This is a genomic window from Bradyrhizobium sp. Ash2021 (genome assembly GCF_031202265.1).
Classification (GTDB): Bacteria; Pseudomonadota; Alphaproteobacteria; order Rhizobiales; family Xanthobacteraceae; genus Bradyrhizobium.
Genome location: NZ_CP100604.1, coordinates 2,122,159 through 2,134,609 on the forward strand (window position 1 = coordinate 2,122,159; position 12,451 = coordinate 2,134,609).

The following is a 12,451-nucleotide window of genomic DNA, read 5'->3' on the forward strand; positions in this document are numbered from 1 at the left end:
AATTGGAGAAGACGTTAGTGTCTTCTACGCGTCATGGCCGGGCTTGTCCCGGCCATCCACGTCTTTGGCAGGCACGGCAAAGCAAGACGTGGATGCCCGGGGCGCAGTCAAGTCACGCAGTCTGCGCACGGCAGACTGCTATGCCCGGGCATGACGGTGGCGGGAGATCTCAGCCGCCCCGCAGCGGCGGCATCAGCACCTGGTCGCGCCGGCAGGCGCGGCGGTCGATTTCCTCGCAGGAGCGGAATTGCAGATCCCGGTTCAGGCAAATCCGTACTTCGCTGAGGCGCTGGCGGTTGCAGGTCACCGAGATCGCCGAACTGCTCAGTCCCGGATTGACCTTGATGAAGGCCGCTTCGAGATCGTCGGGCGCAATCGTCTTCGGTTCCGACAATTGCAGGAATTCCTCGGGGATTTTCACCGCCGCGCGGGCCTTGCGGATGGTCTCGAAATAGGCCCGCGCGCCCAGTCCCGAACAGGTGCCGTGCTTGTCCCATTCATTGAAGATCAGCCCGGGCGCCGGCATCAAATCCAGCATCGAGGTCATGATATTGCGCTCGAGCCGCGGCGAGGGCCGCTCGCAATATTCGGGAAAGCCGCGCTCATATTGCGGCCACAGGCCGTGCACCACGAAGGAGAACGGCCTGCCGCCGCACTGCGCCTGCGAGCGCCCGCTATTGCCGCGTTCAGAGGCTTCCTCGCAGAACGACGGCGACCACGACAGCGACAGCACGTAAAAATCGAATTCGCCGGGCGCGTTTTGCCGGCGGTCCTGGGCGGATGCCGTCCCGGCGAAGACGCCGACGAAGATGATAAGGGAGAAAATGACAAGGGAAATGAGAAATCGTGAAATCATGGCCGGTCGGAACATCACAGCACCCCCTACTCGACTGCCCCCGAGCCTAGCAGGGAACCGGAACATTTCAAGAACAAAATACCAGCGGGCCCGAAAAACGATCGGGCCGGCCGCGTCTGTCGGCAGAATTCAGGCTGGAATCAGGGCCGGGCGGACTTGCACCCGGGATTATAGGCCCAGTTGCGATCAAGTCCGGTGACGCACCATTCGACGCCCTGGCCGAAACCGGCAAAGCCGCCGTCCTCGATGATCGAGTAATGCACCGTGCGCAGCTTGCCGTCGCTGGTCATGACGTCGGCGCTGCAATAACGGCGCGGAATATTGTCGGATTGCCAGGGCCGGAACGCGATTTCATGGATCCGACCATAGGAGGTGATGGTCAGCGGGGAGTTCCAGAAGGTGCTTTCTTTCTCGTGGAATTGCGAGGTGATGGTCCCCAGCGCCTTCTCGCATTCCGCAACGCGCCCGTCATACTTCGGCCCGAACAGCCCGAAATTCAGCTCCATCGGGTTGGCGGCCTCGGCCGCATGGCCGAAGGCCAGCAGCGCGAACGCAGCGCCAATGCCGAGTGTTTTCAGGGAGGTGAACAGGTTGCGCATGGGGAATCCGCCGATGATCCAACGGAGGGGACGGTGCCGTGAAGCCCGGGCAAGGTCAAGTGCAACGCGGCAACACCTGCGGAGACTCCGCACGCCGGCCGCCACCCGTTCTTTTCACGGCCGCCGAGGGGCTTTAAGGTGCGGCGGAGCGAATGGAGTTTGCAATGCGAATCATCACGGCGGCGAGCCTGGTTGCGATCTGCGGAATATTGACGGGCGCGCCGGCGCGGGCCGACTGGGTGCCGCCGTTCAAGGGCAACGATACCGGCGGCATCATTGCCTTTTCGATGGCGACCCAGGCCGACGCCCGCCAGCTCGCGGTCGATCACTGCGCCTATTACGGCAAGGTGGTGAAATTCCTCGCGGTCGATCCGCAGCCCGGCGGCTACATTTCGTTCGCCTGTCGCTGGGTGCCCTATGGCGCCAATGCGCGGCCGCTGCGCTCGCTCTACTGAGGCGCTTCGCCTGGAGCATGATCCGGACCCGGAGGGCCGCGTTGGCGCAACGTGAGAACCGGTCTTCCGAAAGGACCATGCGCAGGAAAAATCAGCCGGGAGTGCGGGCGATGAAGCGGCAGCTTGTTTCATTTGGTTCGGCCCTTGGCCTGCTGGCGCTGCTGTCGGCGGGCGATGCCCGCGCGGTGGACCTGCCGGTCCGCAAGGCCGGCTTGTGGGAAATGAAGGTGCTGCACACGGGATCCCCGATGCCGGAAATGACGATGCAGCACTGCACCGACGAGACCACCGACAAGGACATGAGCACTGCGGCCTCGCCGATGGCGAAGGAGATGTGCTCCAAGCAGGATATCCAGAAGACCGCGACCGGCTATGTCAGCGATTCCGTCTGCGGCATCGCTGGCATGTCGATCACCTCGCATTCCGAAATCATCGGCGACTTCAATTCCGCCTATACCGTGAAGTCGACCTCGCACAGCGCGGGCGGTCCCGCCGGAACGCGCGACTCAACGACGTCGATCGAGGCGAAGTGGCTCGGCGCCTGCAAGGCCGACCAGAAGCCCGGCGATATCGTGATGCCCGGCGGCCTCAAGATGAACGTCAAGGATATGGAAAAGCTGAAGGCCATGATGCCGAAGCAGATCCCGCAGCTGCCGAAGTAGCGTCGTTCACGTGTCCGGGCCTCATGGTTCTCAAGGCGATGCGAAGCATCGTCCGGAGACGCGCAGCTTTGCTGCACTCCTCACCATGAGGGACTGAGGTCCTCATCCTGAGAGGCTGTGAAGTTATCTCGGACCTCATCCTGAGGAGCGGCGCCTTCGCCGCGTCTCGAAGGATGGCCGCGAGTCCGTGTGTTGCGTCCATCCTTCGAGACGCTTGCGGAGTTTATCATCGGGCCGCGCTTCGCGCGGACCCGTTGGCAAGTTCCTCAGGATGAGGTCCGTACTATCCGTCATTCTGAGGAGCGCGTCTTCGCGCGTCTCGAAGGATGAGGCCACCGAGCTGCAAATCGATTTACACCGGTATCCGCACCGCCGCCCGCAGGCCGCCCATCGGGCTGTCGCCGAGCATGATGTCGCCGCCATGCGAGCGCGCGATGTCGCGGGCGATCGCAAGGCCTAAGCCGGTGCCGCCCTCGTCCTGGTTGCGGGCATCGTCGAGCCGCAGAAACGGCTTGAACACTTCCTCGCGCATGTCCGCCGGAATGCCCGGTCCGTCGTCGTCGATCGTCACCGTCAGGTAACGGTGGTCGCGCAGGCCGGTGATTGAAATCGTGTTGGCATGCCTTGCAGCATTGGAGACGAGATTGGCAAGGCAGCGCTTGAACGAGGCCGGCTTCACCGTCACCACCGGCAGGCCGCGGAACGCCACCGTCGCGGTGTGGCCGTTGCGCTCGGCGTCGCTGCGCAATTCTTCCAGCGCCAGCGTCATGTCGGTCGGCTGCGCGATCTCGCCGCTGTCGCCGCGCGCAAATGCGAGATAATCCTCGAGCATGCCGGACATCTCGTCGACGTCCCGGCGCATGCCGTCGACCTCGGGACTGTCGCCGATCAGGACGAGTTCGAGCTTGAAGCGGGTCAGGATGGTGCGCAAATCGTGGCTGACGCCGGCCAGCATCGCGGTGCGCTGCTCGATCGAGCGCTCGATGCGCGCTTTCATTTCCAGGAATGCTTGCGCCGCGCGGCGCACTTCGCGCGCGCCGCGGGGCCGGAAGTTCGGCGCCTCGCGGCCCTTGCCGAAACTTTCGGCGGCATCGGCCAGCCGCAGGATCGGCTTGATCTGGTTGCGCAGGAACAGCACCGAGACGATCAGGAGGATCGAGGAAGTGCCCAGCATCCAGAAGATGAAGATCTCCGAATTCGAGGCATAGGCGGAGCTGCGCTGCGCGAACACCCGCATCACGGAATCGTCGAGCTGGATGCGGATTTCAACCAGATTCGAATTGCCGACGGTATCGATCCAGAACGGCCTGCCGATCTGGCGGCCGAGCTGCACCGACAGCGTCTGGTCGAGCAGCGAGAAGAACGGTTTCGGGCCGGGCGGCGGCATGTCGCCGACCGGGAGAAAATCGACCACCAGCTGCATCCGCTGCGCGATGCGGCGCAACTGCGCGCGGTCCTTGTCCTGCGGGTAACCCTTGTAGACGTCGATCAGGCTGGCGACGTCGTGCACCACCGCGGCCGACAGCCGCCGCGTCACCGTGTTCCAGTGCCGCTCCATGAACACGAACGCCACCACCGTCTGCAGGATCACCATCGGCACGATCATGATCAGCAGTGCGCGGGCATAGAGCCCCGACGGCATCCAGCCCTTGAACGCGTTGCCCATCCAGCCATTGACCGCGGAGACGCGCTGCGACGCGTTGCGGATCAGGGTCAGGCCGGTGTCGAGCGTGCTCATGCTGGCTGACTCTATAGCGTTTTCGAGCGAAGTGGATACCGGTTCGGATAGCAATCAAGTTGCCGCAGATTGCGTAGACTTATCTGCGGCAGCAAATGCGTCAAAACAAAAGCCTCTATGGGGACGCGACCAGGCGATAGCCGATGCCGCGCACCGCCTGCAGGAACAAGGGATTGGCGGGATCTTTCTCGATCTTGCGCCGCAGACGGTTGATCTGCACGTCGACGGCGCGCTCGTTGACGGTGCCGCCGCCCGTCAGCGCGGCACGCGGCACGGTGTCGCCGGGGACTGCCGCAAGAATGCGCAGCATTTCGCGCTCGCGGTCGGTCAGGTGAATGATCTCCTCGCCCTGGCGCAGTTCGCCGCGTTCGAGATGAAACACGTAGGGACCGAACGCGACCTGCTCCAGCGTCTCCACCGGCGGCGGCGCGGTGCGCTTCAAGATATTGCCGATCCGCAACACCAGCTCGCGCGGCTCGAACGGCTTGGCGACGTAGTCGTCGGCGCCGATCTGCAGGCCCTCGATGCGGGCTTCGGCCTCGTGACGCGCGGTCAGCATGATGATCGGCACTGAAGACGAGGCGCGAATGAAGCGGGCGAGATCGAACCCGGTTTCGCCGGGCATCATCACGTCGAGGATCAGCAGATCGAAATGCAGGCCGAGCAGTTTGGCGCGCGCGTCGTTGGCGCTTGCGGCCGTGGTGACGCGATAGCCTTCGCCGCAGAGAAAGCGCGACAACAGGTCGCGGATGCGGCGGTCGTCGTCGACCAGCAGCAGATGCGGGGCGTCGTCGGCCGGCTGCAGCGGCGCCCCCGCCGTTGTTGCGGCGTTTGTCAGCCCCTGGGCCACGATCACTCCCTTGGTTTCTTGCTGCCGCTGCCGAAGATCGTTTCCAGCACCTTGTCGGGATCGTCGCGATCGATCATCGCGCGCAGGAACTGGCGCACGGTTTCCACGCCGGCCGGATCGATATCGGCGACGGCCCGGTTGATGCGATCGGTCTGCAGGCCGGCGAGCTTGCCCACCAACGCCTCACCTTTCGCCGTGGCGTAAAGAAGGCGCTGCCGCCGGTCGTTATTGCCGGTCTTCTGCACGATATAGCCTTCATCGAGCAGCTGCTTGAGCACCCGGCCGAGCGACTGCTTGGTGATGCGCAGCACGTCGAGGAGATCGGCGACCTTCAGCCCCGGATAGCGATGGACGAAATGCATCACCCGGTGATGGGCGCGGCCGAAGCCGAAAGCCTCCAGCTCATGGTCGGCGTCGCCGACAAAATCCCGGTAGGCGAAGAACAACAGCTCGATGATGTCCCAGCGCAGGTCGCGGGAATGCGCGCCAGCCCCCTCCACACCCTTCGAATCGGGTGCTCCGGCCGGGCCTGAAAAATTTATGTCAGTCATGTTGACATATCTTGGGTTCAATGTTACAAAACTACCAGCAGCGACGAAATATTAGATCGTTTCGATCGTGATGACATCTAAGGCGGCCGGAAAGACTCAGCAATGGCGGTTTGGGCCGCGAATTTGACCACCGTGCGATTGTCGAGCGGCATTTCGACAAACATACTGGACTTCGGCATTCCGCAAAAGCATGTCGTCTGCGACCTGTTGACGATGGAAGCCGGCCGCAAGGCTGGTGGTGGTGAAGTCCAGACCTATTAAGCCGGCAGGCCCGGAGAGACAGGCCGGCGCCAGCAATCGCGCCGGTTTCGACAGCGGAAAGCAAGAAAATGAGTTTGAACTTCGAAATCCAGCCTGCGGCGAATCCGACTCCTGAGAAGGAACGCGCGGCACGGCTCGTGGACCCGGGCTTCGGCCGTGTCTTCACCGATCACATGGCCGTGGTCCGCTACAATCAGGCGAAGGGCTGGCATGGCGCGCGCGTCGAATCCCGCGCGAATTTCCCGCTCGATCCGGCCACAGCCGTCCTGCACTACGCGCAGGAGATTTTCGAAGGCCTCAAGGCCTACAAGCGCGACAACGGCGTGAACCTGTTCCGCCCCGACGCCAACGCCCGGCGCTTCCACAATTCGGCTGAGCGCATGGCGATGGCGCCGCTGCCCGAGCCAGTGTTCATCGAGGCGGTCGAGCAGCTCGTGCGCATCGACCGCGCCTGGATTCCAGGCGGCGAGGGCAGTCTCTATTTGCGGCCCTTCATGATCGCGAGCGAGGTCTTCCTCGGCGTGAAGCCATCAGCGGAATACATCTTCGCCGTCATCGCCTCGCCGGTCGGCTCCTATTTCAAGGGCGGACCTGCGCCGGTGTCGATCTGGGTGTCGGAGAACTACACGCGCGCCGCGATCGGCGGCACCGGCGCCGTCAAATGCGGCGGCAATTACGCCGCGAGCCTGCGCGCGCAGGCCGAGGCCATCGATCACGGCTGCGACCAGGTGGTTTTCCTCGATGCGGTCGAGCGCCGCTACATCGAGGAACTCGGCGGCATGAACGTCTTCTTCGTGTTCGAAGACGGTTCGCTCTCGACGCCGCCGCTCGGCACGATCCTGCCGGGCATCACCCGCGATTCGATCATCGCGCTCGCGAGGGATTCCGGCACCCGCGTGCGCGAGGAGACCTACACGATCGACCAGTGGCGCAAGGATGCCGCCAGCGGAAAGCTGAAAGAGGCCTTTGCCTGCGGCACGGCGGCCGTCATCTCGCCGATCGGCAAGGTGTGTTCGGCGAGCGGCGATTTTCTCATCAGCGGGGGTGCTGCCGGCCCCGTGGCCATGGGGATGCGCAAGAAGCTGGTCGACATCCAGTACGGTCGCGCGGCCGACCCGCACGACTGGATCAGAAAGGTGCTGTGACCGAAGCACCGTCATTCCGGGATGGTCCGCAGGACCAGACCCGGAATCTCGAGATTCCGGGTTCGCGTCTTCGACGCGCCCCGGAATGACGACGTACTAATGGACAGCCCCGGTTGCCGCATCGCGCCTCGGCTGGTACCACCCGCCCATGGCCGACAAACCCAAAAAACCGCAAAAACTCCGCGCCCGCCTGCCCCGCGGGCTGGAAGACCGTGGCCCCGCCGCCATCGCCGCCACCCGGCAGATGGTGGAGAAAATCCGCGAGGTCTATGAGCGCTACGGCTTCGAGCCGGTGGAAACGCCGGCGATGGAGTTCACCGACGCGCTCGGCAAGTTCCTGCCCGACCAGGACCGGCCGAACGAGGGCGTGTTCTCGTTCCAGGACGATGACGAGCAGTGGATCTCGCTGCGCTACGACCTGACCGCGCCGCTGGCGCGCTATGTTGCGGAAAATTTTGAGGCGCTGCCAAAGCCCTATCGCAGCTACCGCGCCGGCTACGTCTACCGCAACGAAAAGCCCGGCCCCGGCCGCTTCCGCCAGTTCATGCAGTTCGACGCCGATACGGTGGGTTCGGCCTCGCCGGCCGCCGATGCCGAGATGTGCATGATGGCGGCGGATACGATGGAAGCGCTGGGCATTGAGCGTGGCAGCTATGTGGTGAAGGTGAACAACCGCAAGGTGCTCGATGGAGTGCGAGACGCGCTCGGCATTGCCGATGACGGTCAGTGGCTGACTGTGATGCGCGCGATCGACAAACTTGATCGGCTTGGCATATCCGGAGTTCAGCAGTTGCTGGGTGAAGGTCGCAAGGATGAGTCCGGCGACGTTACGAAGGGCGCCGGATTGAAAGCCGATGATATCGCGCTGGTGATCAGCGCGATCGGAACCGATGAAAAAGCCGAGCAGATCGATGCGCGGCTGCGCGACAGCAAGATCGGCCAGGAGGGCCGCGGAGAGCTCGACGAAATCAGCAGACTGGTTGCGGCGTCCGGCTATGGTGCCGACCAAATCAAGATCGATCCCTCCGTCGTGCGCGGCCTCGAATACTACACCGGCCCGGTCTACGAAGTAGAACTCACGCTCGAAACCAGGGACGAAAAAGGCCGCCCCGTGCGCTTCGGCTCGGTCGGCGGCGGCGGACGCTATGACGGTCTCGTCTCGCGCTTTCGCGGCGAGCCGGTGCCGGCGACCGGATTTTCGATCGGCGTGTCACGGCTGCAGGCCGCGCTGACGATGCTCGGCAAGCTCGACACCACGCCGGACTTTGGCCCCGTGGTCGTGACCGTGTTCGACCGCGACCGCGTCGCGGATTACCAGAAGATGGTCGCGCAGCTGCGCAACGCGAACATCCGTGCCGAACTCTATCTCGGCAACCCCAAGAACATGGGCAACCAGCTCAAATATGCCGACCGCCGCAACTCGCCTTGCGTCATCATCCAGGGCTCGGATGAGAAGGCGCGCGGCGAAATCCAGATCAAGGATCTGATCGAGGGCGCCAAGGCGGCCGCCGCGATCGCCTCCAACCAGGAATGGCGGGAGACCCGTCCGGCGCAGTTTTCGTGCAAAGAGGACGAGATCGTCGCAAAAGTGCGCGAAGTGCTGGCGCGCCATGACGTGAAGTGGGGATAGCTATTCATTCAGCGCGTCATGCCCGGCCTTGTGCCACGGCTGTCCGGTTTAATTTTAGCATAGGCTGAGGCTCAACTGTCGCTGATCTTTGATGATCGGAGGCGGTGGAAGGAGCAGCCTGTTGATCGGTCGTCTGTGCATAAGGTTTACGCGCACCAGACGGGTGAAGGTGAGCAGGCTGTGAACGGCTCGCTGGGCGGTGTGTGCCAGGCGCAGCAGTAGGAAGGTGATCAGAGCCACTGCGATCTGAATGCGCACGCCATTTTCGGAGCGTCCAATGAACTGCTTGATTTTGAGGGTCTGCTTGACCCAACGAAAGAACAGCTCAATCTGCCAACGGCGTTTATAGAGATCGGCGATATCGGTTGCCGGTAGATCGAGGTCATTGGTGAGGATGCGCAGGATCTTTCCGGTGTCGATGCGCACGCGGATCTCGCGGACGGGATCCTGGAACGGGTTTTGACGGTTGCGTGCCATACGTTGCGGCAGATGGCCGATGCGATCAGAAAGAATATTTGAGCCTGCCGCGACTGCATTCTTGTGGACCACGTGAAGCTTGGTGTTGCTCTTGAGCCGGGTCACGATCCGGCAGTCCGCGGCGTGGAGTTTGGCCCACCAGGAGTAGTCATAATAGCCGAGGTCGAACACGTAGGTGGCCCCGGCCTCGATCGGCATGTCCTTGGCGGCAGTGATGTCATTGATGTTGGCCGGCGTGACAGCGGCATAGATCGGGCAAACGGCGTCGGGGTCATAGACGATGTGCATCTTGGCGCCGCAGACACCTGCCGAGAACCTCGCCCAGTCCTTGCTCAGCGCGCTCAGACGAAGGCTGCTCGAATCGATCAGGTGCACCGCTTCGCCGGTCTTGCGCTTGAGCCCACGCGTGAGCTGCCCGACCAAATGCGCGAACAGGCCGCTGAACACCTGTCGGCCCCGTGCTCATCCACAAGCTGATCAAAGCGATGCCACGGAACCTGCTTCAATACGCTGTGGAATACACTATTGTGATGCTGCATGGCTTGATCCTTCTCCGTGTCCCAAAACGTCGCCAAACGCTTGGAACACAGAAGAATCAATGCCATGCGCCCTGTCCACCAAAATTAAACCGGACAGCCGTGGCCTTGTGCCGGGCACCCACGTCTTGTTTGATAGAAGAGATCGTGGATGGCCGGGATAAGCCCGGCCATGACGAAAAGAAACGGGAACGAGGAGACAATAATGCCTGAGATTACCGTGAGCATGGCCGCCGGCCGTACCGACGAGCAGAAGGCCGGCATGATGCGCGACATCACCCAGGCGCTGGTGAAAAACCTCGGCGTCGATGCCGACGCGGTCGTGATCCAGATCAACGAAGCCCCGTTGGCCCACAAGATGAAGGGCGGCAAGACCTTTGTTGAGCGCGCGGCGGCGGCGAAGAAGTAATTCAGCTCTCACCACGCGTCGTCCCGGCCGATATGCGCAATTGCGCATCAGGAGCCGGGACCCATAACCACCAATGCCTGTTGTTAGCGTGGGCGGTAGCTCCAGCATCGCGCAACATTGGCATCGCGCGGTATGGGTCCCGGCTCGAGGCCGGGATGACAGCGGAGTGTGTTTGCGCATCGGGATCATCATGGACGCACGCGACGTCATCAGGATTGGCATGAGCGCCGAGCGAACGCTGGTCGTGCCGGTCGAGCGCACGGTCGGGCATTTCGTGCCTGATATGCCGATGGTCTACGCGACGCCGATGATGATCCTGGAAATGGAGATAGCGTCCGGTGACGCCATCCGCAGGTTTCTTGCGCCGGGCTGGGTCACGGTCGGCACCGAAGTCAATATCCGCCATCTCGGCGCCTCGCTGGTCGGCGCCACGGTGCGGACCACGGCAAAAGTGATCGCGGTGGAGCGCCGCGTGATCCGCTTCGAGGTCGAGGCCTTCGAGGGCGAGCGCAAGATCGGCGACGGCCACCACGCCCGCGGCCTCGTCAATGTCGAGGCATTCAACAAGCGGTTTGGGGCGAAATAGCAGCACACTCATCGTCATCCTGAGGTGCGCGCTCTTGCGCGCCTCGAAGGATGGGCCGCAAGCACTGTGGCTGTCATCCTTCGAGGCTCGCCGAAGACGGCGAGCACCTCAGGATGACGATCGCGAACAGTAACTACTTCGCCAGATCCTTCGAACGCTGCGTCGCCGCGGCCACCGCGCGCGTCAAGAGCGGCTGCAGCCCGTTCGGTCCCATCAGCACGTCGAGCGCCGCCGCCGTGGTGCCGCCGGGGGAGGTCACGTTCTGGCGCAGCGTGGCCGACGCGAGGTCCGAGCGGTGCAGCAATTCGCCGGAGCCAGCGACGGTTTCGCGCGCCAGTTTGGTGGCGAGCTCGGCCGGCAGGCCGGCCTCGACGCCGGCGCGCGCCAGTTCTTCGGCGAGCAGGAACACATAGGCCGGGCCCGAGCCGGACACCGCTGTCACCGCATCCATCAGGCTTTCCCTGGCGACCCATTCGACCGACCCGGTGGCGCGCAAAAAGGCGTCGGCGATCGCACGCTGTGCGGCGCTGACCTTTTTGGCCGCGACCGCGACCGTGATGCCGCGGCCGATCGCGGCCGGCGTGTTCGGCATGGCGCGAACCACGCTGCCGCCGCAGACCGCTTCGAGCGACGCGATAGTCGTGCCCGCCATGATCGAAACCACCAGCGTCGACGGTCCCGTAAATGCTTTCAGCGCGGCGCCGGCCTCGCGGAACGATTGCGGTTTCACCGCGACCACCAGCGTGTCGACTTCGCCGACTTGCTTGGCCGGCGAATTGAGGCGAACGCCTTTGGCGGCCAGCGCGTTGATCTCGGCCGACGGATGCGGCTCGATCACCACGACACGTTTGGGATCGAGCCCCTGCGCCAGCCAGCCGGTCAGCATCGCGCCGCCCATTTTTCCTGCGCCGGCAAGGGCGATGGTGCCGTGAACGTTTTGCAAAGGGTTGTGAGTTTTTGGAGGTGTCACCACAAATTACTCTCGTCGTCCCCGCGAAAGCGGGGACCCATAGCCACCAGCGGTTCTAGTGAAGCGCTGAAGGCGCTACAAGCATTTTGCGAAAACTTCGGCGTCACGGCGTATGGGTCCCTGCTTTCGCAGGGACGACACCGGATATGTGGCGGGCACGCCGGCGTAACGCGCCCTACGCCTCGCCCTCGGTGTCGAACATCGCCGCACTCATGGCTTCCTGCGCCGTCTTGCCGGCCCAGACCACGAACTGGAACGCCGGGTAGTAGCGCTCGCTGGCGTGGATGGCGCCGACCAGCATGCTCTCGCATTGCGCGGCCGAGGCGGTGAGCCCGCCCGGCAGCAGCAGCGCCTGCCGGTACATGATCATGCCGGTGTGGGTCCAGATGTCGAAATGTCCGACCCATAATTGTTCGTTGATCGCGGCGATCAGCCGTTGCACTTCGGGTCGCCGCGCGGCCGGAATCTTCATGTCGAAGGCGCAGGCCAGATGCAGCGCTTCGATCTCGGCCATCCAGGTGAAGGAGAGCTGGTAATCGGTCCAGTCGCCCTTGGAGACGATGGTAACTTCGTCTTCGCCGGAACGCTCGAACGCCCAGTTGTTATTGGCGGCGATATCCTCGACGACCGCGAGCGGATTGGTCCGGGAATCAATTATGCCTTCGAGGAGGGACATGCCGTCTCGACCCTTGTTCTTTTAAATCTGTTGATACGCACACGGCGCCG

The 12,451-nt window shown here is 63.3% G+C and carries 14 protein-coding genes and 1 pseudogene; 7 read left to right on the forward strand and 8 right to left on the reverse strand.

Annotated features, from left to right (window positions below; translation table 11 throughout):
• Positions 1-169: 169 nt before the first annotated feature.
• Together NL528_RS10215 and NL528_RS10220 are read right to left on the reverse strand one after the other, a co-directional pair.
• Positions 170-871: a ribonuclease T2 gene (locus tag NL528_RS10215; RefSeq protein ID WP_309182569.1), complete on the reverse strand. Its 702-nt coding sequence runs from the start codon at positions 869-871 to the stop codon at positions 170-172.
• 125 nt (positions 872-996) lie between these two features.
• Positions 997-1,455 carry a hypothetical protein gene (locus NL528_RS10220; RefSeq protein WP_309182570.1) on the reverse strand — a complete coding sequence of 153 codons (459 nt, stop codon included), beginning with the start codon at positions 1,453-1,455 and terminating at the stop codon, positions 997-999.
• A gap of 164 nt (positions 1,456-1,619) precedes the next feature.
• Here NL528_RS10220 and NL528_RS10225 point away from each other — a divergent pair, with 164 nt between their 5' ends.
• Positions 1,620-1,910, forward strand: a complete 291-nt coding sequence (locus tag NL528_RS10225) for a hypothetical protein (RefSeq protein ID WP_309182571.1) — start codon at positions 1,620-1,622, stop codon at positions 1,908-1,910.
• A 110-nt stretch (positions 1,911-2,020) separates the two neighbouring features.
• Positions 2,021-2,572 carry a DUF3617 family protein gene (locus tag NL528_RS10230; protein WP_309182572.1) on the forward strand — a complete coding sequence of 184 codons (552 nt, stop codon included), beginning with the start codon at positions 2,021-2,023 and terminating at the stop codon, positions 2,570-2,572.
• Positions 2,573-2,924: 352 nt separating this feature from the next.
• Here the strand turns inward: NL528_RS10230 and NL528_RS10235 are convergent, their stop codons facing one another.
• From NL528_RS10235 to NL528_RS10245, 3 genes are all read right to left on the reverse strand, one after another.
• On the reverse strand, positions 2,925-4,310 hold the full coding sequence (locus NL528_RS10235; protein WP_309182573.1) for an ATP-binding protein: 1,386 nt from the start codon (positions 4,308-4,310) through the stop codon (positions 2,925-2,927).
• A gap of 115 nt (positions 4,311-4,425) precedes the next feature.
• Positions 4,426-5,148 carry a response regulator transcription factor gene (locus NL528_RS10240; protein ID WP_309184848.1) on the reverse strand — a complete coding sequence of 241 codons (723 nt, stop codon included), beginning with the start codon at positions 5,146-5,148 and terminating at the stop codon, positions 4,426-4,428.
• A gap of 14 nt (positions 5,149-5,162) precedes the next feature.
• Positions 5,163-5,711: a MarR family winged helix-turn-helix transcriptional regulator gene (locus tag NL528_RS10245; protein ID WP_074278995.1), complete on the reverse strand. Its 549-nt coding sequence runs from the start codon at positions 5,709-5,711 to the stop codon at positions 5,163-5,165.
• Positions 5,712-5,813: 102 nt separating this feature from the next.
• On the opposite strand from NL528_RS10245, the gene NL528_RS10250 reads away from it, so the two are divergent.
• The 3 genes from NL528_RS10250 (at position 5,814) to hisS (ending at position 8,747) form a co-directional block, all read left to right on the forward strand.
• Positions 5,814-5,972 carry a hypothetical protein gene (locus NL528_RS10250; protein ID WP_309182574.1) on the forward strand — a complete coding sequence of 53 codons (159 nt, stop codon included), beginning with the start codon at positions 5,814-5,816 and terminating at the stop codon, positions 5,970-5,972.
• 68 nt (positions 5,973-6,040) lie between these two features.
• Entirely contained in the window at positions 6,041-7,117 is a 1,077-nt protein-coding gene (locus tag NL528_RS10255) for a branched-chain amino acid aminotransferase (protein WP_309182575.1), read from the forward strand.
• A 148-nt stretch (positions 7,118-7,265) separates the two neighbouring features.
• Positions 7,266-8,747 (forward strand): histidine--tRNA ligase, encoded by a 1,482-nt coding sequence (gene hisS / locus NL528_RS10260; protein WP_309182576.1) that lies wholly within the window; start codon positions 7,266-7,268, stop codon positions 8,745-8,747.
• 54 nt (positions 8,748-8,801) lie between these two features.
• Here the strand turns inward: hisS and NL528_RS10265 are convergent.
• Positions 8,802-9,763: pseudogene (locus NL528_RS10265) on the reverse strand (IS4 family transposase).
• Between the two features lie 202 nt (positions 9,764-9,965).
• Here NL528_RS10265 and NL528_RS10270 point away from each other — a divergent pair.
• Both NL528_RS10270 and NL528_RS10275 read left to right on the forward strand, forming a co-directional pair.
• Positions 9,966-10,169 (forward strand): tautomerase family protein, encoded by a 204-nt coding sequence (locus NL528_RS10270; protein WP_025590867.1) that lies wholly within the window; start codon positions 9,966-9,968, stop codon positions 10,167-10,169.
• A 190-nt stretch (positions 10,170-10,359) separates the two neighbouring features.
• A complete protein-coding gene (locus tag NL528_RS10275) occupies positions 10,360-10,755 on the forward strand; it encodes a hotdog domain-containing protein (protein ID WP_309182577.1) in 396 nt (131 codons plus the stop codon).
• Between the two features lie 133 nt (positions 10,756-10,888).
• Here the strand turns inward: NL528_RS10275 and proC are convergent, their stop codons facing one another.
• Both proC and NL528_RS10285 read right to left on the reverse strand, forming a co-directional pair.
• On the reverse strand, positions 10,889-11,653 hold the full coding sequence (proC, locus tag NL528_RS10280; RefSeq protein WP_309184849.1) for a pyrroline-5-carboxylate reductase: 765 nt from the start codon (positions 11,651-11,653) through the stop codon (positions 10,889-10,891).
• A gap of 247 nt (positions 11,654-11,900) precedes the next feature.
• Positions 11,901-12,401 (reverse strand): YbjN domain-containing protein, encoded by a 501-nt coding sequence (locus NL528_RS10285; RefSeq protein WP_074279000.1) that lies wholly within the window; start codon positions 12,399-12,401, stop codon positions 11,901-11,903.
• Positions 12,402-12,451 lie beyond the last annotated feature (50 nt).